Origin of the sequence: Rhizobacter sp. SG703, assembly GCF_012275445.1 — a bacterium.
In the GTDB taxonomy this organism is placed as follows: Bacteria; Pseudomonadota; Gammaproteobacteria; order Burkholderiales; family Burkholderiaceae_C; genus Rhizobacter.
This window is the reverse complement of record NZ_JAAZQK010000012.1, coordinates 20513-39687: the sequence shown is the minus strand read 5'-3', so window position 1 is coordinate 39687 and position 19175 is coordinate 20513. Positions and strand designations below refer to the sequence as shown.

General features: G+C 69.5%; 17 protein-coding genes. 7 read left to right on the top strand and 10 right to left on the bottom strand.

What is annotated here, in order from left to right; genetic code table 11:
- Positions 1–41 precede the first annotated feature (41 nt).
- The 4 genes from FHT26_RS23450 (at position 42) to ligA (ending at position 7274) form a co-directional block, all read left to right on the top strand.
- Positions 42–2102: a right-handed parallel beta-helix repeat-containing protein gene (locus FHT26_RS23450; RefSeq protein ID WP_168562516.1), complete on the top strand. Its 2061-nt coding sequence runs from the start codon at positions 42–44 to the stop codon at positions 2100–2102.
- A gap of 129 nt (positions 2103–2231) precedes the next feature.
- Positions 2232–4382, top strand: coding sequence for an Ig-like domain-containing protein (locus tag FHT26_RS23445; protein WP_168562515.1), 2151 nt, complete (start codon positions 2232–2234; stop codon positions 4380–4382).
- A 206-nt stretch (positions 4383–4588) separates the two neighbouring features.
- A complete protein-coding gene (locus tag FHT26_RS23440; protein WP_168562514.1) occupies positions 4589–5194 on the top strand; it encodes a hypothetical protein in 606 nt (201 codons plus the stop codon).
- Between the two features lie 55 nt (positions 5195–5249).
- A complete protein-coding gene (ligA, locus tag FHT26_RS23435; RefSeq protein WP_168562513.1) occupies positions 5250–7274 on the top strand; it encodes an NAD-dependent DNA ligase LigA in 2025 nt (674 codons plus the stop codon).
- A 51-nt stretch (positions 7275–7325) separates the two neighbouring features.
- Here ligA and FHT26_RS23430 read toward each other — a convergent pair whose 3' ends face one another.
- The 4 genes from FHT26_RS23430 to FHT26_RS23415 all read right to left on the bottom strand — a co-directional run bounded on the left by FHT26_RS23430 (position 7326) and on the right by FHT26_RS23415 (position 10801).
- Positions 7326–8072, bottom strand: a complete 747-nt coding sequence (locus FHT26_RS23430; RefSeq protein WP_168562512.1) for a metal ABC transporter permease — start codon at positions 8070–8072, stop codon at positions 7326–7328.
- Positions 8069–8974: a metal ABC transporter substrate-binding protein gene (locus tag FHT26_RS23425; protein ID WP_168562511.1), complete on the bottom strand. Its 906-nt coding sequence runs from the start codon at positions 8972–8974 to the stop codon at positions 8069–8071. The genes FHT26_RS23430 and FHT26_RS23425 overlap by 4 nt, the downstream gene beginning before the upstream one ends.
- Before the next feature lie 8 nt (positions 8975–8982).
- The gene (locus FHT26_RS23420) at positions 8983–10383 is read right to left on the bottom strand and encodes a hypothetical protein (RefSeq protein WP_168562510.1); all 1401 of its coding nucleotides are present in this window, start codon (positions 10381–10383) and stop codon (positions 8983–8985) included.
- A gap of 79 nt (positions 10384–10462) precedes the next feature.
- Positions 10463–10801: a hypothetical protein gene (locus FHT26_RS23415; RefSeq protein ID WP_168562509.1), complete on the bottom strand. Its 339-nt coding sequence runs from the start codon at positions 10799–10801 to the stop codon at positions 10463–10465.
- Between the two features lie 109 nt (positions 10802–10910).
- Between FHT26_RS23415 and def the strand changes: the two genes are divergently transcribed.
- On the top strand, positions 10911–11453 hold the full coding sequence (def, locus tag FHT26_RS23410) for a peptide deformylase (protein WP_168562508.1): 543 nt from the start codon (positions 10911–10913) through the stop codon (positions 11451–11453).
- Between the two features lie 104 nt (positions 11454–11557).
- On the top strand, positions 11558–13786 hold the full coding sequence (locus tag FHT26_RS30415) for a DUF6600 domain-containing protein (protein WP_168562507.1): 2229 nt from the start codon (positions 11558–11560) through the stop codon (positions 13784–13786).
- A gap of 24 nt (positions 13787–13810) precedes the next feature.
- Here the strand turns inward: FHT26_RS30415 and FHT26_RS23400 are convergent, their stop codons facing one another.
- Positions 13811–14470, bottom strand: coding sequence for an arylesterase (locus FHT26_RS23400; protein WP_246868080.1), 660 nt, complete (start codon positions 14468–14470; stop codon positions 13811–13813).
- On the opposite strand from FHT26_RS23400, the gene FHT26_RS23395 reads away from it, so the two are divergent.
- Positions 14469–15140, top strand: a complete 672-nt coding sequence (locus FHT26_RS23395) for an ABC transporter ATP-binding protein (RefSeq protein WP_168562505.1) — start codon at positions 14469–14471, stop codon at positions 15138–15140. The genes FHT26_RS23400 and FHT26_RS23395 overlap by 2 nt on opposite strands.
- A gap of 53 nt (positions 15141–15193) precedes the next feature.
- Here FHT26_RS23395 and FHT26_RS23390 read toward each other — a convergent pair whose 3' ends face one another.
- The 5 genes from FHT26_RS23390 to FHT26_RS23370 all read right to left on the bottom strand — a co-directional run bounded on the left by FHT26_RS23390 (position 15194) and on the right by FHT26_RS23370 (position 19092).
- Positions 15194–16018, bottom strand: coding sequence for a peptidylprolyl isomerase (locus FHT26_RS23390; RefSeq protein WP_168562504.1), 825 nt, complete (start codon positions 16016–16018; stop codon positions 15194–15196).
- Positions 16019–16152: 134 nt separating this feature from the next.
- Positions 16153–16419, bottom strand: coding sequence for a BolA family protein (locus tag FHT26_RS23385; RefSeq protein WP_168562503.1), 267 nt, complete (start codon positions 16417–16419; stop codon positions 16153–16155).
- Between the two features lie 2 nt (positions 16420–16421).
- Positions 16422–17108 (bottom strand): septation protein A, encoded by a 687-nt coding sequence (locus FHT26_RS23380; protein WP_168562502.1) that lies wholly within the window; start codon positions 17106–17108, stop codon positions 16422–16424.
- Between the two features lie 41 nt (positions 17109–17149).
- Complete coding sequence (gene msrB / locus FHT26_RS23375; RefSeq protein WP_168562501.1) at positions 17150–17587, bottom strand: peptide-methionine (R)-S-oxide reductase MsrB; 438 nt, start codon at positions 17585–17587, stop codon at positions 17150–17152.
- Positions 17584–19092, bottom strand: coding sequence for a protein adenylyltransferase SelO (locus FHT26_RS23370; RefSeq protein WP_168562500.1), 1509 nt, complete (start codon positions 19090–19092; stop codon positions 17584–17586). The genes msrB and FHT26_RS23370 overlap by 4 nt, the downstream gene beginning before the upstream one ends.
- Positions 19093–19175: the final 83 nt, after the last annotated feature.

Sequence of the window (19175 nt, the reverse complement as noted above, 5' to 3'; positions counted from 1 at the left end):
GGGATTGGCCCGGCGTTTGGATTGGCTAGAGGAGCTATCGAATGAGTTGGTTTCACAAGGTGTTGGGCGCGTTCTGCGTGACGGCCGTGCTGGCCGGATGCGGCGGGTCCTCGACGGATCAAGGCACGGATGCGGCGGAGGCCGCGGGTGTCACCGAATCGGCCGCGGCCATCGGCACGCGCTACACGCTGACGGTGTCCGGCCAGACCGGCGGCCTGATCGGCTCGCAGCCCGCAGGCATCGTCTGCGGCGAAGGCAACACCCAGTGCTCCGCGAGCTTCGCGGCCGGCACGCAGGTGATGATCGGCACGCGCGCCAGCAGCGGCTACACCTTCAAGGGCTGGAGCGGCGGCTCGTGCACCGGCACGGAGTTCTGCTACGTGACGATGAACCAGAACCGCACGGCGACCGCGAGCTTCGTCTCGACCGCCACGCCCACGCCGACGCCGACCCCCACGCCGACGCCCACCCCGACCCCCACGGTCACCTACCCGCTGCAGCTGACCGTCACCGGCAGCGGCTCGCTGACGTCGAGCCCGGCTGGCGTGTCGTGCAGCGCGTCGTGCACCAGCGTCTTCTACTCGGGCACGCCGGTCACGCTGAACCCGGCACCGGCTGCCGGCTACAGCTTCAGCGGCTGGAGCGGCGCCTGCTCGGGCACCGGCACCTGCACGGTGCAGATGAATGCGGCGGCTGCGGTCGGTGCATCGTTCACCGCCACCTCCACCGGCGGCGGTTCGGGCGCCACCGGCGGTACCGGCACCGCGCCGGGCACCGGTACCGGCAAGGCCTACTTCGTCGCGACCACCGGCAGCGACAGCAACGCCGGCACGCTGGCGGCCCCGTTCAGGACCATCAACAAGGCCGTCGGCCTGGCCAGCGCCGGCGACACCATCGACGTGCGTGCCGGCACCTACACCGAGAGCGTCGTGATCCGCCGCCAGGGCAGCGCCACCAAGTGGATCTCGCTGCGCGGCTACAACGGCGAGCGTCCGGTGATCAAGAGCACCAGCGCCGGCCCGACCGTGTACTTCTACAACTCGGCCTGCGATGAAGACGCGGTCGGCGACGGCAGCGGCAACACCGACTGCTACCCGATGTACTGGGTGGTGCAAGGCCTGGAGATCCAGGGCAGCGCCGCCGGCGGCAGCGACGGCAACGCGATCAAGATCGACACGCCGAAGGTCAAGCTGGTGGGCAACCGCCTGTGCTGCAGCGTCGCCGACATCGTCAAGCTGGTGCGCACCTCCAACGACGTCGAAGTGCTCGACAACGAGATCTGGCAAGACCCGTCCAAGGTCACGCCGGGCAGCAACGCCCAGGGCGTCGACATCGTCGGTGCGGACCGTGTCCGCGTCGCCGGCAACTACATCCACGACGTGCCGGACATCGGCGTCTACGCCAAGGGCAATGCCCGCAACCCGGTCTTCGAGAACAACCGCCTCGTCAACATCGGCAACGCCAACAACGGCCATGCGCTGATGCTGGGCCAGGAGACCGACGACTACCGCCTGGTCGACGGCACGTACGAGACCTATGACGGCATCGTCCGCAACAACGTCGTGATCGGATCCACCTGGGCCTGCCTCGCGACCTCGTCGTCGAGCAATGCCCGCTTCTACAACAACAGCTGCTACGACACCGGCAAGCTGATGCACGGCTCGATCTTCCTGTCGAACGAATCGGAAGTGGGCCAGGCCGGCACCAACGTGTACTTCGGCAACAACATCGTCTACGGCTCGTCGGCCAAGCCGGTGGTGAAGATCGGCTCCAACGCGATGACCGACTACAAGACGCTGGTCTTCGACCACAACGTCTACTACACCAGCACGGGCAACCCGACCTTCTCGTCCGACTCGTTCAGCGGCGTCAATTTCGCGACCTGGCTGACCAAGTACAAGGCGCTGAGCGGCCGCGACGACAGCGGCAGCAAGGTGGCCGATCCGAAGTTCTCGACCACGACGGGCAGCACCCCGCTGACGCTGTCGACCGGCAGCCCGGCGATCGATGCCGGCGCGAGCCAGTCGCTGTCCCCGACCGACATCCGCGGCGTGCAACGCGCCCAGGGTGCGGCGACCGACATCGGTGCCTACGAGTACTGATGCCTGACCAGGCGCCGGCGATCCTGCCGGCGCCTTCCTCGATCAACACATGCGGCCGATGAGGCCGCCAGAGCCCAGCCCGGCGATCCACGCGATCGGGCCTGGACCGGGCTTGTCTGGAGCTAGTCAATGAACAGGGTGAACAAGGTGTTCGGTGCGATGTCGCTGGCGATGATGCTGGCGGCTTGCGGCGGCGGAAGCAACGGCAACACCACGACGGTGGCTGCGTCCGAAGTCGATCCCGAACTGGCGGCCACCGGCGCGACCGAAGGTGCGCAGGCCGTCGACAGCAGCTACTACACCGCGCGTCCGATCACCGTCACGGTGACCGGTCCCGGCATGGTGGGCAACATGGTGGGCGGCGTGCTCGGGCCGATGAACTGCGGCAACGGCGGCACGGTCTGCTCGGTGAAGTACTCGGCCTACACCTCGGTGCTGCTGGGCGCGCTGCCCAACACCGGCATGGTGTTCCTCGGCTGGGGCGGCGCCTGCTCCGGAACGGCCAACACCTGCACGCTGACCAACAGCCAGGCGCGCACCGTCACGGCGAAGTTCGGCTCGGCCGGCACCACGACGCCGCCGACCGCGCCCACGACCTATCGCCTGAACGTCAGCACCAGCGGCGCCGGCACGGTGACCTCGGGCGCCGGCGGCATCAACTGCGGCGCCGACTGCAGCGAAGACGTGACGCCGAACGCGGCCGTCACGCTGACCGCCACGCCCGCCGCCGGCTACCGGCTGAGCGCCTGGGGCGGCGATTGCGCCGGCAGCGCCAGCACCTGCAGCATCACGATGAGCCAGGCACGCGACGTCAGCGCGGCCTTCGTCGTCGCCGACACGACCGCGCCGACGGTGGCGAGCGCCACGCCCGGCGCCGGTGCGACCGACGTCGCGGTGACCGCGCCGGTCAAGGTGACCTTCAGCAAGACGCTGGACTGCTCGACCGTCTCGGGCCAGACCTTCAAGGTCGGCTCGGTCTCGGGCACGATCGCGTGCACCGGCAACACCGCGACCTTCACGCCGGCCGCGGCCCTCGCGACGGCCGCACAGTACCCGGTGGCCCTGACCGCCGGCACGAGCGGCATCAAGGACACCGCCGGCAACGCGCTGGCCGGCACCACCAGCTGGAACTTCACGACGGCTTCGGCGACCACGACCCCGCCGACCACGCCGCCCACCACGCCTCCGGCGAGCGGCGGTGCCTTCAGCTTCCTGGCCTACGGCGACAGCCGCTCGGGCAATGGCTGCGGCGGCAACACCGTGCACATCGGGCTGGTGAACCGGATGGTCAATGAACCGGCCGCCTTCGTGTTCAACCTCGGCGACATGGTCACCGGCTACGACAAGTCCACCAACTGGGTGCAGCGCGGCGATTGCCCGAGCGACGCGTCGAAGGGCAGCTTCAAGGAAATCATCGCGCCGCTGCAGAACAAGACGCCGGCCGCGGGCCTGTCGACGTACTACTTCCCGGTGGTCGGCAACCACGATGACAACTTCGGCGACGGCTGGTACCCGGACAAGTTCGGCAACGGCTTCTGCGACGTGTTCGACCCGAAGAAGGTCGGCATTCCGAACCACACGCAGAACAAGGCGTACTTCAAGGACTGGACCACCTCGAGCGTCAAGCACTACACCGACGACCAGTTCTACCAGCTGGCCTGCGCGAAGACCCGCAGCGGCGTCTATCCGGACTACATGTACTACTCGTTCGACTACAAGGGCACGCACTTCGTGGTGCTGCGCCTGAACTCGGACTACTACGACCTGAACGAGTGCTCGAGCAACTGCACGGCGGCCAACGAAGGCAACTACGACGCGTACTACTACAAGCACCAGCTCGACTGGCTGCGCTACGACCTGGCGCAATCCTCGGCCAACAGCGCGATCCAGAACACCATCGTGCTGATGCATGCGCCGCTGATCTCGTACTCCGACGGCCATGCGCCGAACGCTTCGTGGCCGACGCTGATCAAGGACTTCAGCAAGTACCCGAAGGTGAAGATGGTGATCTCGGGCCACAGCCACGTCTACGAGCGCTCGGTGCCGGTGTATGCCGACGACGCGAACCCGAACGGCGTGCGTGACGATGCCAAGGGCACCGTCTACACGGTGACCGGCGGCGGCGGCTCGGCCCTCGCCGGCTTCAACAAGGTCGGCGCGCTGAACGCGAAGGCCACCGCGGCGTACCACTACATGCGCATCGACGTCGACGGCGGCAAGGTCAGCGTGAAGACGATCGGCCAGGACGGCGCGGTGCTCGACACCTTCTCGACGCGCTGATCGGGTCCATCCGACGAGGCCCGGCGGTGCATTGCACGGCCGGGCCTTTTTCATCCGTGGAGCGCTTTCGGAAGCAATTCTCGAACAGTCGCTTTGGTAACGATTCGGCCCGACAGACCACTCAATGAAGTGGCGGCGGCGCCGAAACAAGTCAGGTCACGCGGACCTTGCGATGGGTGCAAGGCCGGACGTGGTTGGAGCAGGGAATGAAGAGTTTGAGCAAGACGGCCGGCGCATGCCTGCTGATGGCACTGCTGGCTGCATGCGGCGGTGGTGGTGGTGGCAGCGATGCCGCCGAGGCGGTTCGTGCGGCCGATGACGCCGTGACGGTCGGGCAGGCGACATCGCCGGCGACGGCCCCGTCGACGAACCCGGACGATGCGGCGACACCGCCGGTGGTCGCGCAGGACGCGGCACCGACACACGACGCAGCGGGCGGCGCCGAATCGGTCTCCGGGCCGGTCTCCGAGTTCGTCGCGAGCGTCGCGACCGACCCGTGGGTGCAGACCTGGGACGACGCGGAGCTGGATGCCTACTATCCGCTGCGCCCGATCCGCGTGCAGGTGACCGGCCAGGGCACGGTAGGCAACTCGGTGCGCGGCAACGCCGGCACGATGAGCTGCGTGCAGGGCGGCACCAACTGCAACGCGATCTACACGAAGTACAAGACGGTGCTGCTGAGCGCGGTGCCGAAGGCCGGCCAGGTGTTCCGCGGCTGGGGCGGTGCCTGCATCGACTCCGGCACGCGCGACACCTGCGAGATCCGCAACTACATGCTGCACAACGTCACCGCGACCTTCGGTCCGGCCTGAAGCTGGGGGGAGAGCGCCGAAGGGGAGCGGGCCTGCCGGCCTCTAAACTGGCGGCATGGCACCGACCCCTTCCCAGCGCGCCGCCGAGCTGCGCGCCCAGCTGAACCACCACGCGCACCTCTACTACGTGCTCGACGCGCCGGCCCTGCCGGACGCCGAGTACGACAAGCTCTTCCAGGAGCTGCAGGCCCTCGAGGCCGCGCACCCTGAACTGCTGACGCCGGACTCGCCGACGCAGCGCGTCATCGGTGCCGTGCTGCCCTGGCTGACGCCGGTGCACCACGTCGTGCCGATGCTGTCCATCACGACGGAAACCGACACGACCGAGGGAGGCGCGATCGCGTTCGACGCCCGCGTGCGCCGCGAGCTGGGGCTGAAGGAGGGCGACCCGCCCGTCGACTACAACGCCGAGCTGAAGTTCGACGGCCTGGCGATCAACCTGCGCTACGAAGACGGCGTGCTGGTCCAGGCCGCCACGCGCGGCGACGGCGAGACCGGCGAGGACGTCACGCACAACGTGCGCACGATCGGCCAGATTCCGCTGCGCCTGCGCGGGGATGCCCCGCCGGTGCTCGAGGTGCGCGGCGAGGTCTACATGCGCCGCGACGCCTTCGAGGCGCTGAACGAGCGCCAGCGCAGCAAGGGCGACAAGACCTTCGTGAACCCGCGCAACACCGCGGCCGGCGCGATCCGCCAGCTCGATTCGCGCCAGGCGCGCGACAAGCCGCTGAGCTTCTACGCCTACGGGCTGGGCGAGGTGCAGGGCTGGACGCTGCCGGCGACGCAGTCGGGCCTGCTGGATGCGCTGGCGGGCTTCGGCCTGCCGGTCAACGAGCTGCGCACGGTGGCCACCGGCACGGCCGGCCTGGTCGCCTTCCACCAGCGCGTGGCCGAGGCGCGCGACGGCCTGCCCTTCGACATCGACGGCGTCGTCTACAAGGTCGATTCGCGCGAGCTGCAGCAGAAGCTCGGCTTCAAGACCCGCGAGCCGCGCTGGGCGGTGGCCCACAAGTACCCGGCCCAGGAGCAGGTCACGACGCTGCTCGCCATCGATGTGCAAGTGGGCCGCACCGGCAAGCTGACGCCGGTGGCGCGGCTGGACCCGGTCTTCGTCGGCGGCACGACGGTCAGCAACGCGACGCTGCACAACGTGTTCGAGATGCGCCGCAAAGGCGTGCGGGTGGGCGACAAGGTGATCATCCGCCGTGCCGGCGACGTGATTCCCGAGGTCGTCGGGCGGGTGCCGGGCGCGCGCGCGGGCTATGTCCCCAACTTCCACATGCCGAGGGCCTGCCCGATCTGCAAGAGCGAGGCGACCCGCGAGAAGGGCGGCATCGAATACCGCTGCACCGGCGGCGTCTTCTGCCCGGCGCAGCGCAAGCAGGCCCTGCTGCACTTCGCCGGCCGCCGGGCGATGGACATCGAGGGCCTGGGCGACAAGCTGGTCGAGCAGCTCGTCGATGCCGGCATCGTGTCGAGCCTGCCAAGCCTTTACAAGCTCGGCGTCGCGAAGCTGGCGGCGCTGGACCGCATGGCCGACAAGAGCGCGCAGAACATCGTCGACGCGTTGGAGAAGAGCAAGACGCCGACGCTCGCGCGCTTCCTGTTCTCGCTGGGCATCCGCCAGGTCGGCGAGACGACGGCCAAGGACCTGGCGCGCCACTTCGGCACGCTGGACAAGCTGATGGCGGCCAGCGTCGAGCAACTGCTGGAGGTGCCCGATGTGGGCCCGATCGTCGCGGCCAGCGTGCAGACCTTCTTTGCCCAGCCGCACAACCGCGAGGTCATCGAGCAGCTGCTGGCGGCCGGCGTGCAACCCAGGGAGAGCGTGGGCGAGGGCGACGACCGCCCGCGTCCGCTGCTCGGCAAGACGCTGGTGCTGACCGGCACGCTGCCGGTGTGGTCGCGCGACGAGGCGAAGGATGCGATCGAGGCGGCCGGCGGCAAGGTATCGGGCTCGGTCTCGAAGAAGACCCACTATGTCGTCGCCGGCGAAGAGGCCGGAAGCAAGCTGGAGAAGGCGCGCGAGCTGGGGGTCGAGGTGATCGACGAGGCGGCGCTGCGAGCGCTGCTTCAGTAGCCTGGATGCGCGTCCGGGGCGTGTCGGACGCATCTCGGATCGGCGTCCGGGCTACGACACGGCGTGCACCGCCATCGCCAGCAGCGCCAGGCACCACACGATCAACGCGCCCGCCGGCAGGTCGAACGCCGACGACAGCGCGAGCCCGATCGCATAGCCCGCGATGCCGATCCCGTAGGCCAGCGCCAGCCGCCACGACTCGCGGTGCTTGCGCGTCCCGAGGCTCGGCACGATCAGCGTCGCGAACACCAGGTAGACGCCGACCAACTGCACCGACACCGTGACCGCCAGCGCGAACAGCAGGTAGAAGCCGGCCCGCTCGACCAGCGCGCGCGCACCGAACCACAGCCCGAGGATCGCGAGTGTCGCCACCGCCGGGATCGCCAGCTGCGCATAGCCGACCCACAGGATCTGGCCGGCCAGCAGGTCGCGCAGGTGCTCGCCGCCGTGCGGGTTCTTCGCCAGCAGCAGGATGCCCGCGGTGGCCGCCAGCACGAACAGCACGCCGATCTGCGCCTCCTGCACGTCGGGCCACTTCTTCTCGGTCCAGGTCAGCAGCAGCGCACCGGCCAGCGCGGCGAGTGCCGCCGCCACCTGCACCTGCCAGCCGTTCGGGTCGATGTCGAGCAGCCCGGCGACGATCACCCCCAGCGCGGCGATCTGCGCGATCGCCAGGTCGATGAAGACGATGCCCTTGCGCAGCACCTGCGCACCCAGCGGCACATGCGTCGCGACGACCAGCAGCCCGGCGGCGAAGGCCGGCGCGAGGATCGCGAAATCGATAGGGGCCACCGTCATTTGGCCGCCTCCAGCAGCAGCGCGATGCTGCTGTCGAACAGCCCGAACAGGTCGCTCGCCTTGTCGTTGCCGCCGACGGTGAACGGCAGCGCGACGGCCGGGATCTTCGCGTGCTCGGACAGCCACTTCGACGCGCGCGGGTCTTCGTAGGCGGCCCGCACCACCATCTTCGCCGGCTGCTGCGCGAGCAGGGCGCTCAGCTCGGTCAGGTGGCCGGCGCTCGGTTCGACGCCGGGCTTCGGCTCCAGCGTCGCGATCTCGCGCACGCCGAGCCAGTTCCACAGGTAGCCCATGTTCTTGTGGTGCGCGACCACCACCACGCCCTTCAGCGGCCTGGCCTGCGCCTCCCAGCGCTGCAGTGCCGCGGCCCAGCGGGTGTTGAAGTCCTGCAGTCGCTGCTGGTACGTGGCCGCATTGGCGGCATCGAGCTGCGCCAGCCGCGCACCGAGCGCCGCTGCCACCTTCGCGATGTTGCGCGGGTCCTGCTGGATGTGTGGATTGCCCTGCGCATGCACGTCGCCATCGCCGCGGTCCAGGCGCGTGGGCACCTCCAGCGGCGCGACGAAGCGGCCGGCCTCGAACATCGCCGGCGCACCGGGCGACAGCTTCGCATTGCCGGACTGCTGGACGAGCACCGGCAGCCAGCCGATCTCCAGCTCCATGCCGGTGCACACCAGCAGGTCGGCGCCGCGCACGCGGGCGATCAGGCTGGGCCGGGCCTCGATGTGGTGCGGGTCCTGCAGCGCGGTGGTGGCCGACGACACGTTGAGCTTGTCGCCGCCGAGCTCTTTCGCCAGCGCGGCCCATTCGGGTTCGCAGGCGACGACGTTCAATGCGGCCTGCGCCTGCAATGCGCAGCCGGCGAACGCGGCCAGCGCGAGGATCTTCAGCAAGGGAGTCATGCGGTGTCCTAGAACGAGTGGGCACCATGGGCGCCGAGGCTCATGATGTATTGGAGGAAGAGCTGCCGGTCGGTCGCGTCGCCGCGGCTGCGGTCGTTCGCGAGCTGCAGCCGGAAGCGGCTGAACTCCGACAGCGAGTAGTCGACCATCAGCGTGCTGCGCGTCGGCGTGGCGTGCTGCAGCACCGGCAGGTCGGCCGCACCCAGCGTGCCGTCGTCGACGAGGCCGATGCCGAGGCTGCCGGCGTCGAGCCGGTCGTAGCGCGCACCGACCCGCCACTGCGGCATGAACTGGTAGACCGCCTGCAGGTACCAGCCGCTCTGCGTGCTGCGGTAGCCGCCGAGCGCGGCGCCCTGGGCCAGCGTGCCGTCTTCGGTGCGGCGGAAGTACTCGCCCTGCAGCTTCAGGTTCTCGCGCGTCGCGTTGCCGCCGGGTGCCCATTTGTAGATCGCGTCCGCCACCCAGGTGGTGCTGTGGCCGCTGAACGATGCGCCATGGTCGTCACCGTTCGCATCGAGATCCTCGTAGCGCCGGTCCTGCGCGCGTTGCCGCAGCACCGACAGCCCGGCCCGCCAGCTCGCGCTGTCGCCGATGTCGTCGCCGAGGTGGGCGAACAGCGCGGCCGAGCCGATGCCGTTGCGGCCGGTGTCGTTGCCGGGGAAGGTCGCGCCCGACCCGACCTCGGCGCCGAGCTCGACGAAGCGCTCGGTCGGCGCGAGCCAGTGCAGGTGCAGCCCGTCGGTCTTCAGCGGCCCGCCGAAGAAGGCCTGGTAGGCCAGCGGCGCATCGACGAAATCCCAGGCATGCGCATGCTGGCTGTTCAGGTAGCCGATCGACGACAGGAAGCGCCCGCCCTTCAGCGTGGCGCCGTCGAACAGGCCCTGGCGCTCGAACACCGCCTCTTCGACGCTGACGGTGTCGTCGCCGCTGTCGTTGGGGCTCAGCGAGAAGGTCAAGTGGCCGCTGAAGGTCGGGTCGATGGTCGCGGCGAAGCCGAGCTCGGACTCGCCGAGCTGGAAGCTGCGCCGGCCAGGACCGACCTCGCCGCCCGACGGCATGAAGCCCTGCAGCCGGTAGCGCGCCGGGTCCTGCGACAGGTTGGCGTAGGTGCCGTTGAGGATCAGCGAGACCGCCGGGTTGAAGGCCGATGCCGAAGTGGCGGTTGCGGCGGCGGCCGGTGCCGCTGCGGGCGGCGGAGCCTCGGCCGGCGCGGCCTGCTGCAATTGCAGCAGCTTCTGCTCCATCGCCTGCAGCCGGGCCTCGTAGGACTGGCGCAGGTCGGCGATGTCTTTCTTCAGCTGCTCGACATCGGAGGCCGGGTCGGCGAGCGCGTGCTGGGGCCAGGCCAGCGCGGCGGCCAGGCCCAGCGAGGAGCCCAGGCCGGCGGCCCAGGTGCGGTGGAAGTGCATGGGATGCGTCCTGCAGACGGTCTGCGGGTGATCGAGCGCCGGCAGGCGCCGGGGGGCGCGCGTCGGCGGCGGAGACGGATCAGGCGCGCGGCGTCGGCGGCCCGCGCGCGCGGGTGGCGATCGGCGTGGCGCCGTCCCAGGCCCCGGCAGGCAACGGTGCGGCCAGCGGTGCCGCGCCGGCCGGGGCCGTCCAGTCGAAATGCGCCGGCACCGCGGCATCGAGCTGTGCGAACGCGAGACAGGCGTCGCACACCTTGTCGGATTGCGACTGCCGTTCCTTGCCGGCCGGGTCCGCCGGCTGGCCGGGCGTGGCCGGTGCCGCCAGCCCATGCGACAGCGCGTGCGCGAGCCACAGCTGCGGGGTCAGCAGGACCGACCCGACGAGCAGGGCAAGGCGGAGGAAGCGGAGGGCGGCCATCGAAGGTGTGTTGCGCGCAGGCCGCCGAAAATAGCACACGCCGGCAGGGCCGCGTCCGATTCACGACAATGCGCAGTCGATGCGACGACTCTGCAAAGGATGCTGACCGATGACCGTGCGCGAGATCCTCAAGATGGGCGACCCCCGGCTGCTGCGCGTGGCGCCGCCGGTGCCGCGCGAGCAGCTGGGCAGCCGCGATCTGCAGCAGCTGATCGACGACATGTTCGACACGATGCACCACGCCAACGGCGCCGGGCTGGCGGCACCGCAGATCGGCGTCGACCTGCAGCTGGTGATCTTCGGCTTCAAGAACAACACCCGCTATCCCGATGCGCCGGCGGTGCCGGAGACGGTGCTGATCAACCCGACGATCGTGCCGCTGTCCGACGAGCGGGAAGCGGGCTGGGAAGGCTGCCTGTCGGTGCCGGGGCTGCGCGGTGTCGTGCCGCGCTACGCGCGCATCCGCTACACCGGCCTGGATCCGCAAGGCAACCTGATCGACCGCGAAGCCGAGGGTTTCCATGCCCGCGTCGTGCAGCATGAATGCGACCACCTGATCGGCAAGCTCTATCCCACGCGGATCGAGGACTTCAGCAAGTTCGGCTTCACCAGCGTGCTGTTCCCCGAGCTCGACCCCAACGATGACGACTGAGCTTTCTTTGCGAAGAAAGGTTTCTGTCGTCAGCCGCGGAGCCTTCTGACACGTTGTGCGCCAGGAACCTCGTCGGTTCCCGACGGTCCCACCGGACCGTGACCATGCAACGTGAGGAGCTCGCCGTGCCGAACAGCACCCGAAACGCTACATCCGCCCGCATGGGCGCCCGGCCTGCACAGTGGCTGGGCCTGATGGCCGGCTTGATGTTGGCCACGCTGATGGCGGTGTTCGCGCAGTCCGCGCGCGCCGCCGACGAAGACCCGCCGGGCCGGGTCGGCCGGCTCTCCGAAGTCGACGGCGCCGTCTGGGTCTACGCCCCCGAGAGCGCCGAATGGATCGCCGCGGCGCGCAACCGCCCCGTCACCACCGGCGACCGGCTGTCGACCGAGAAGGACGGCCGCGCCGAGATCCGCATCGGTTCGACCACGCTGCGCATCGCCGCCAACACCGAGATCGAGGTGCTGCAGCTCGACGACAACCACCTGAGCCTGCAGCTGCTGAGCGGCAGCCTGTCGGCCCGGCTGCGCACCCGCGAATCGGCGAACGAATTCGGCGTGGCCACCGGCGAGGGGCGCTTCCGCACCGACCGCACCGGCAGCTACCGCTTCGACCGCATCGACGACACCAGCCAGGTCACCGTGGTCAGCGGGCAGGCGCAGTTCGAAGGCGACCGCACCGCGCTGACGGTGATGCCGAACCAGCGCGCCGAGTTCTGGCGCGACAGGCCCGACGCGCCGACACAGTACAGCATCACCGACCCGGTGCGCGACCCGTTCTCGGACTGGGTCGCCTCGCTCGACCAGCGCGAGGAGCGCAGCGTGTCGACCCGCTACGTCTCGCCCGAGATGACCGGTGTCGAAGACCTGGACCGCTACGGCCGCTGGGAACAGAGTCCCGACTACGGCGCGATCTGGATCCCGAGCAATGTCGCGCCGGACTGGGCGCCGTACCGCATGGGCCACTGGGCCTGGGTCAACCCGTGGGGCTGGACCTGGGTCGACGATGCGCCGTGGGGCTTCGCGCCGTTCCACTATGGCCGTTGGATGTGGCACCGCAACGCCTGGTGCTGGACGCCGGGCACCTACATTGCACGGCCGGTGTATGCACCGGCCCTGGTGGCCTGGGTCGGCGGGCCGAACCTGAGCCTGTCGATCTCGGTCGGCAACTCGCCGTCGGTCGGCTGGTTCCCGCTGGCCCCGCGCGAGGTCTACGTGCCGGGGTACCGCGTCAGCCCGCGCTACATCCGCAACGTCAACGTGACCCACGTGACCAACATCACCAACGTCACGAACATCATCAACAGCCCGGGCACGGTGGTGCAGCAGACGCACTACGTCAACCGCGGCATGCCGCATGCGGTGACGGTGGTGCCGGCGGTGGTGATGGAGCGCCGCCAGCCGGTGGCGCCGGCGATGACGCGCGTCAACGACCGCGTGCTGCGCGACATGGGCCGCGAGCGGCCGCGCGTCGACGCGCCGGTTCCGATGCCGATGCCGGCGCGGGGCGAGGGCGGCGGACGGCGCGTCGAAGACCCGCGCACCGGGCGTGTCAGCTTCGCACCGAACCCGCAGCAGCCGGTGCCGCCGCCGCCGGGGCGCCGCGAGAACAACGGTGGCCGGGGCGACAACCTCGGTCGCGTCGACAGCAACGTGCCGGGCAGCAACGGCGGCCGGGGCGACAACAACGGGCGGGGCGAAGGCGGCTGGGGCCGTCCCGAACGGCCCAACGCGCCGGGGCAGCAGCCGCAGGCGCCGGTGGCGGTGCAGCAGCCGCAGCAACCGCAGCAGCCCGGCGTGACGCCGCGTCCGCGGCCGGGCCGCGACGTGCCCGACAACGCCGAGCGGCCCGATGGCAACCGCCCGCCGGTCGCCAATGCAGCCCAGCCGCCGGCACCGACGGTGAACACGCCGGACCGCCGCCATCCGATGCCGGTGAACCAGAACGGCGAGTCGCGCGGCAACCCGCGTGGCGACCGCTTCGAACGACCGGCGCCGGTGGGCGGCCAGCCGCAGCTGCAGCCGCGCCCGGTGCCGCAGCAGCAGCAACCGGCAGCGCCGCAGGTGCAGCGTCCGAGCCCCCCGCAGGTGCAGCAGCCCGCACAGCCGCAGGCCCCGCAGCGTCCTCAACCGCAGCCGCAAGCGCCGCAACTGCAGCCGCAAGCGCCGCAACCGCAGCCGCAGCGCATGCCCGAGGTGCGCCTGCCGCAACAAGTGCAACCGCGCCAGGAGCAACCGCGCGTCGAGCAGCGTCAGGAACGGCAGGAACGGCAGGAACGGCAGGAACGGCAGGAGCGGCCGGAGCGCCGCAACGAGCGCGAGAACAACCGCTGACGAGCGGCGGCAGTCCGCCGCAGTTCAACCGAGCAGCGGCTTGAGGCCCGCCCAGACGTTGTCGAGCATCGTCGGATGGGCCTTCGCGATCGGGTGGATGCGGTCGGGCTGGAACATCGCGTCGGCCTGCGGCGAATCGGCCACGCCCTTCAGCAGGAACGGCACGAGGCCGGTGTCCTCGGTCTTGGCGACCTGCGCGAACAGCGCCGCGAAATCGGCGCCGTACTGCCGGCCATAGTTCGGCGGCACCTGCATGCCGACCACCAGCACCTTGGCGCCGGCCTGCTTGGCCGCGCGCACCATCGCGAGCAGGTTGTCGCGCGTCATCGAGAGCGGCAGGCCGCGCAGCGCATCGTTGCCGCCGAGTTCGATCACGACGACACCCGGCTGGTGCTGCTTCAGCAGTGCCGGCAGGCGCGAGCGGCCGCCGGAGGTGGTGTCGCCGCTGATGCTGGCGTTGATGACGCTGGCGGCGATCTTGTCGCGCGCGAGCCGCTCGCCGAGCAGCGCGACCCAGCCCTCGCCGCGCTGCAGGCCGTATTCGGCCGACAGGCTGTCGCCGAGCACCAGCACGCGGCGCGGTGCGGCCGCACGAGCCCCCGGCAGTGCGCTCGCCGCGGCAAGCAAGGTACAGTGAACCAGCAACGCGCGTCGCGTGAGCCGTCTACCTGCAGAAGCATTCATGTCCGAATCCATCATTTCCGTCGAGCGCGTCACCAAGCAGGTGCAGGACTCGACCGGTGTGCTGACCATTCTCCACGAGATCGACTTCGCGCTTGCCGCGCGCCAGTCGGCGGCCATCGTCGGTGCGTCCGGCTCGGGCAAGAGCACCTTGCTGTCGATCATCGCGGGCTTGGATACGCCGAGCACCGGAACGGTTCGCCTGGCCGGCCACGATCTTTTCGCGCTCGGCGAGGATGCCCGCGCCGCGGTCCGGGCCGCGCAACTCGGCTTCGTGTTCCAGAGCTTCCAACTGCTCGGCAACCTGAACGCGCTCGAGAACGTGATGCTGCCGCTCGAGCTGCAGGGCCGCAACGATGCACGCGCGCTGGCCACCGAGATGCTGCGCCGCGTGGGCCTCGGCGAGCGGCTGTCGCACTACCCGAAGGTGCTGTCGGGCGGCGAGCAGCAGCGCGTCGCGCTGGCGCGTGCCTTCGTCGTGAAGCCGGCGGTGCTGCTGGCCGACGAGCCCACCGGCAGCCTCGATTTCGCGACCGGCGAGAAGGTGATGGAGCTGATGTTCGAGCTGAACCGCGAATCGGGCACGACGCTGGTGCTGGTCACGCACGACCGCGGCATCGCGGCGCGCTGCGATCGGCAGTTGCACATCGAGGCGGGGCGAGTCAGCGTCTAGGCGCAAAAAACAAAGGGCGCCCGAAGGCGCCCCTGTTCATCCGATCCGCCGACTCAGTTCGCGGTCGAGAACTTGTAGTCCGTCTTCGCCTTCGCGCGGATCTCGTCGCGGAACTTGGCGAGCTTCTGCTGGCCCAGGCGCTGCAGGATCTGCGGCTTCACTTCTTCGAGCGGCGGGAACTGCGCGTCGCGCGTGTCTTCCAGCTTGATGATGTGGTAGCCGAACTGCGTCTTCACCGGCTCCTGCGTCATCTCGCCCTTCTTCAGCTTGATCATCGCCTGCGAGAACTCGGGCACGTACGAGCCGGGGTTGGCCCAGTCGAGGTCGCCGCCGTTCTCGCCCGATCCCGGGTCCTTCGAGTTCTTCTTCGCGAGGTCTTCGAACTTCGCGCCGCCCTTGATCTGCGCGATCAGGGCCTTCGCGTCTTCTTCCTTTTCGACCAGGATGTGGCGGGCGTGGTATTCGGTGCCGCTCGCCTGCGCCTTGAACTTCTCGTACTCGGCCTGGACATCGGCATCGAGCACCGGGTTCTTCTTCTGGTAGTCGTTGAACAGCTCGCGGATCAGGATGCTCTGGCGCGCCAGTTCGAGCTGCTGCTTGTAGTCGGCGCTGCCGGTCAGGCCGCGCTTCTCGGCTTCCTGCATGAACATCTCGCGCAGCACGACTTCATCGCGCACCTGCGCTTCGAGTTCGGCAGTGCGCGGCTGGCTGCCTTGCTGGCCGGGGCGCGTCGCCTGCGCGAGCAGCGCTTCGACGCGCGACTTCGGTACGGGCTTGCCGTTGACGATCGCCACGTTCTGGGCCATCGCCGCCGGCACGAACAGGGCAGCACTGATCACCAGCAGCGAAGCGTGGCGGGCAAGGGTCGACTTCTTCATGGGCTTATGGCCTTTCAACGGGGAATCGCATGAATGCGAACGGGGACGAATGGGGAATACCGCGCGGGTTGGGTGGGTGCTGCCGTGGGACCGGGGAAGGTCACCGACGTTGTTGGATCAGCGATGTCTTCGGATCAGCGTTCACCCGGCGCGCGGGCCTCGATGGCCAGGGCGTGGATACCGCGCGGAATCAAGGTGCGAAGGGCATCATATACGAGGCGGTGCCGCTTCAGACGTGACAGATCGTTGAACCGGGCGCTGACCACCTGCACGCTGAAATGCCGGCCTTCGCGCGCGCCGGCATGGCCGGCATGCAGGTGGCTGTCGTCGGTGATCGCGAGGCTGTCGGGTTGCAACGCGTCGCGCAGCGCGGCCTCGATCTCTTGCGAACTGACGGCCATGGTCAGCCCCGCTCCTGCGTCGGCGCCTGGGTCGCCTGCTGGATCGGATCGGCCGGCGGCGCGGGCTTGTCGTCGTCGTCGGGCAGGTGACGGCTCAGGTAGACGCCCTGGCCGAGCACGAAGACCAGCATCAGCCCGGTCGCGCCGAACACCTTGAAGGTGGCCCAGGTCGACTGCGTGAAGCTGTAAGCCACGTAAAGATTCAACAAGCCCATCAGGCCGAAGAATGCGACCCATGCGAAATTCAGGCGTTGCCAGATGGCCGGCGACAGCACCAGCTGCTCGCCCATCAGCTTCTGCGGGATGTTCTTGCCGAGCACGCTCTGGCTGAACCAGAAGGCCAGGCCCATCACCCAGTACAGCACGCTGGGCTTCCACATGATGAAGGTGGCGTTGTGGAACCAGATCGTTGCGCCGCCCAGCACCACCACCAGCGCCAGCGTGACCCACAGCATCGTGTGCACCTTGCGGCGCAGCAGCTTCAGCGTGACCACCTGCAGCAAGGTGGCGGCGATCACCACCAGCGTGGCCAGCAGCACCGCGGCCTCGTTCGGGCCGACGCTGCCGCCCGAGACCAGGAAACCGAAATGCTCGCTCGCGAAGGCTGCGGCGGCGTCCTTGTTGGAATCGGCGAACTTGAAGGTGCCGAAGAACAGCAGCAGCGGGAGGAAATCGAGCAGCAGGGTCATCAGGGGCGCAGTCGGCAGTTGCAACGGTCAGGGGGCCGCGGTCACGGCTTGGGGGCGAAGTCTATCGCTGCCGAGTTGATGCAGAAGCGCTCGCCGGTCGGCTCCGGGCCGTCCTCGAAGACGTGGCCGAGGTGCGAGCCGCACTTGTTGCAGCGCACCTCGACGCGCACCATGCCGTGGCTGCGGTCGACCACGCGCTCGATCACCTCGCTGTTGATCGGCTCCCAGTAGCTCGGCCAGCCGCAGCCGGCGTCGAACTTGGTGTCGGATGCGAACAGCGGCGTGCCGCAGCCGATGCAGTCGTAGCGGCCGGCCTTGAAATGGTCCCAGTACTTGCCGGTGAAGGCGCGCTCGGTGGCCGCATGGCGAGCCACCTCGTATTGCATCGGGCTCAGCTGGGCGCGCCATTCGGCGTCGGTCTTCGTGACGGTGTAGGGCGTGCCGTCGTCCTGGCGGTGGTCGTGGTCGTTCGCACTCATGATGAACAGGACACCTCGATGTGTTGCGCCCAGTCGGGCGGGAAATCGGCATACGCCGCGTGCTCCGGCTGTTCGTCGAAGGGCGCCGACAGAACTTTCAGCAGCCGCTGCACCTCGGTGAAATCGCCACCCCGGGCCGCGCGGATCGCGGTGTCGGCGAGGTGGTTGCGAAGCACGTACTTGGGGTTCACCCGGTTCATCCGCAAGGCGCGTTCGGCATCGACGCTGCCTTCGGAGCGCAGCCGCGCCGCATAGTTCCGCGCCCAGGCGTCGAAGGCCTCGCGGTCGATGAAGAGGTCGCGCAGCGCGCTGTTGGCCACACCACTGGCGGCGCCGTCGCGGCTGTCGAAGCCGGCCAGCCGGCGGAAGGCGATGCTGAAATCGGCGCGGTCGGCCGCCATGCGCTGCAACAGGCCTTCGGCCAGTGCGCGGTCGCCGTCCTGCACCGTCGCCAGCCCCAGCTTCGCGGCCATGCGCGCGTCGAGCGTCGCCGCGAATTCGGTCTTGTAGGGCTCCAGCGCGTCGAGCGCGGCTTCCTGGTCGTCGATCAGCGGCAGCAGCGCCTGCGCCAGCGCATGCAGGTTCCAGAACGCGACGTTCGGCTGGCGCGCATAGGCGTAGCGGCCCTGGTGGTCGGAGTGGTTGCAGACGTGGCCGGGGTCGAAGGCGTCGAGGAAGCCGTACGGGCCGTAGTCGATCGTCAGCCCGAGGATCGACATGTTGTCGGTGTTCATCACGCCGTGGCAGAAGCCGACGGCCTGCCAGTCGGCCATCAGCCGCGCGGTGCGCCGCGCCACCGCATCGAGCAGCGCGACGGCCGGCCGCGCCGCACCGCGGCATTCGGGGTAGCCGACGTCGATCGTGAAATCGACCAGCCGGCGCAGCGCGTCGGTGTTCGGCTCGGTGTGCGCGAAATGCTCGAAGTGGCCGAAGCGGATGAACGACGGCGCGACGCGCGTGACGACCGCAGCGGTCTCGACCTCTTCGCGCCGCACCGGCAACGCCGAGCCGGTGATGCTCAGCGCGCGCGTCGTCGGCACGCCGAGCGCGTGCATCGCCTCGGAGGCCAGGAACTCGCGGATCGACGAACGCAGCACCGCGCGGCCGTCGCCCATGCGGGAATAGGGCGTCAGGCCGGCGCCCTTCAGCTGGATCTCCATCGGGCCGCCCGGTGTCTGCAGTTCGCCCAGCCACAGCGCGCGGCCGTCGCCGAGCTGGCCGGCCCAGACCCCGAACTGGTGGCCGCTGTAGACGCTTGCCAGCGGCCGCAACGGCGCTTCGCTCAGGTTGCCGCTCAGGGCGGCCAGCCAGCGCGGGTCGGACGGCTGCTCGGCCGGCAGGCCGAGCAGCTGCGCGCAGTCGGCGCTCCAGGCCACCCAGTGCGGGTCAGGCACGCCCTGCGGCGGCAGTTCAGTGAAGAACTCGCTGCCCAGCGTGGCGAAGCGGTGGGTCCAGTCGTTGCCGAACAGCGGCGGCATCGAGGCGGGGATCGGAAGGGCGCTCATGGGCCGGAAAGTGTAACGAGCGCGACGAACCGACCTGCCGGGGTGGGTATGCGGCGGCCAGGTGCCGCCCGTTTCAGTTTCGT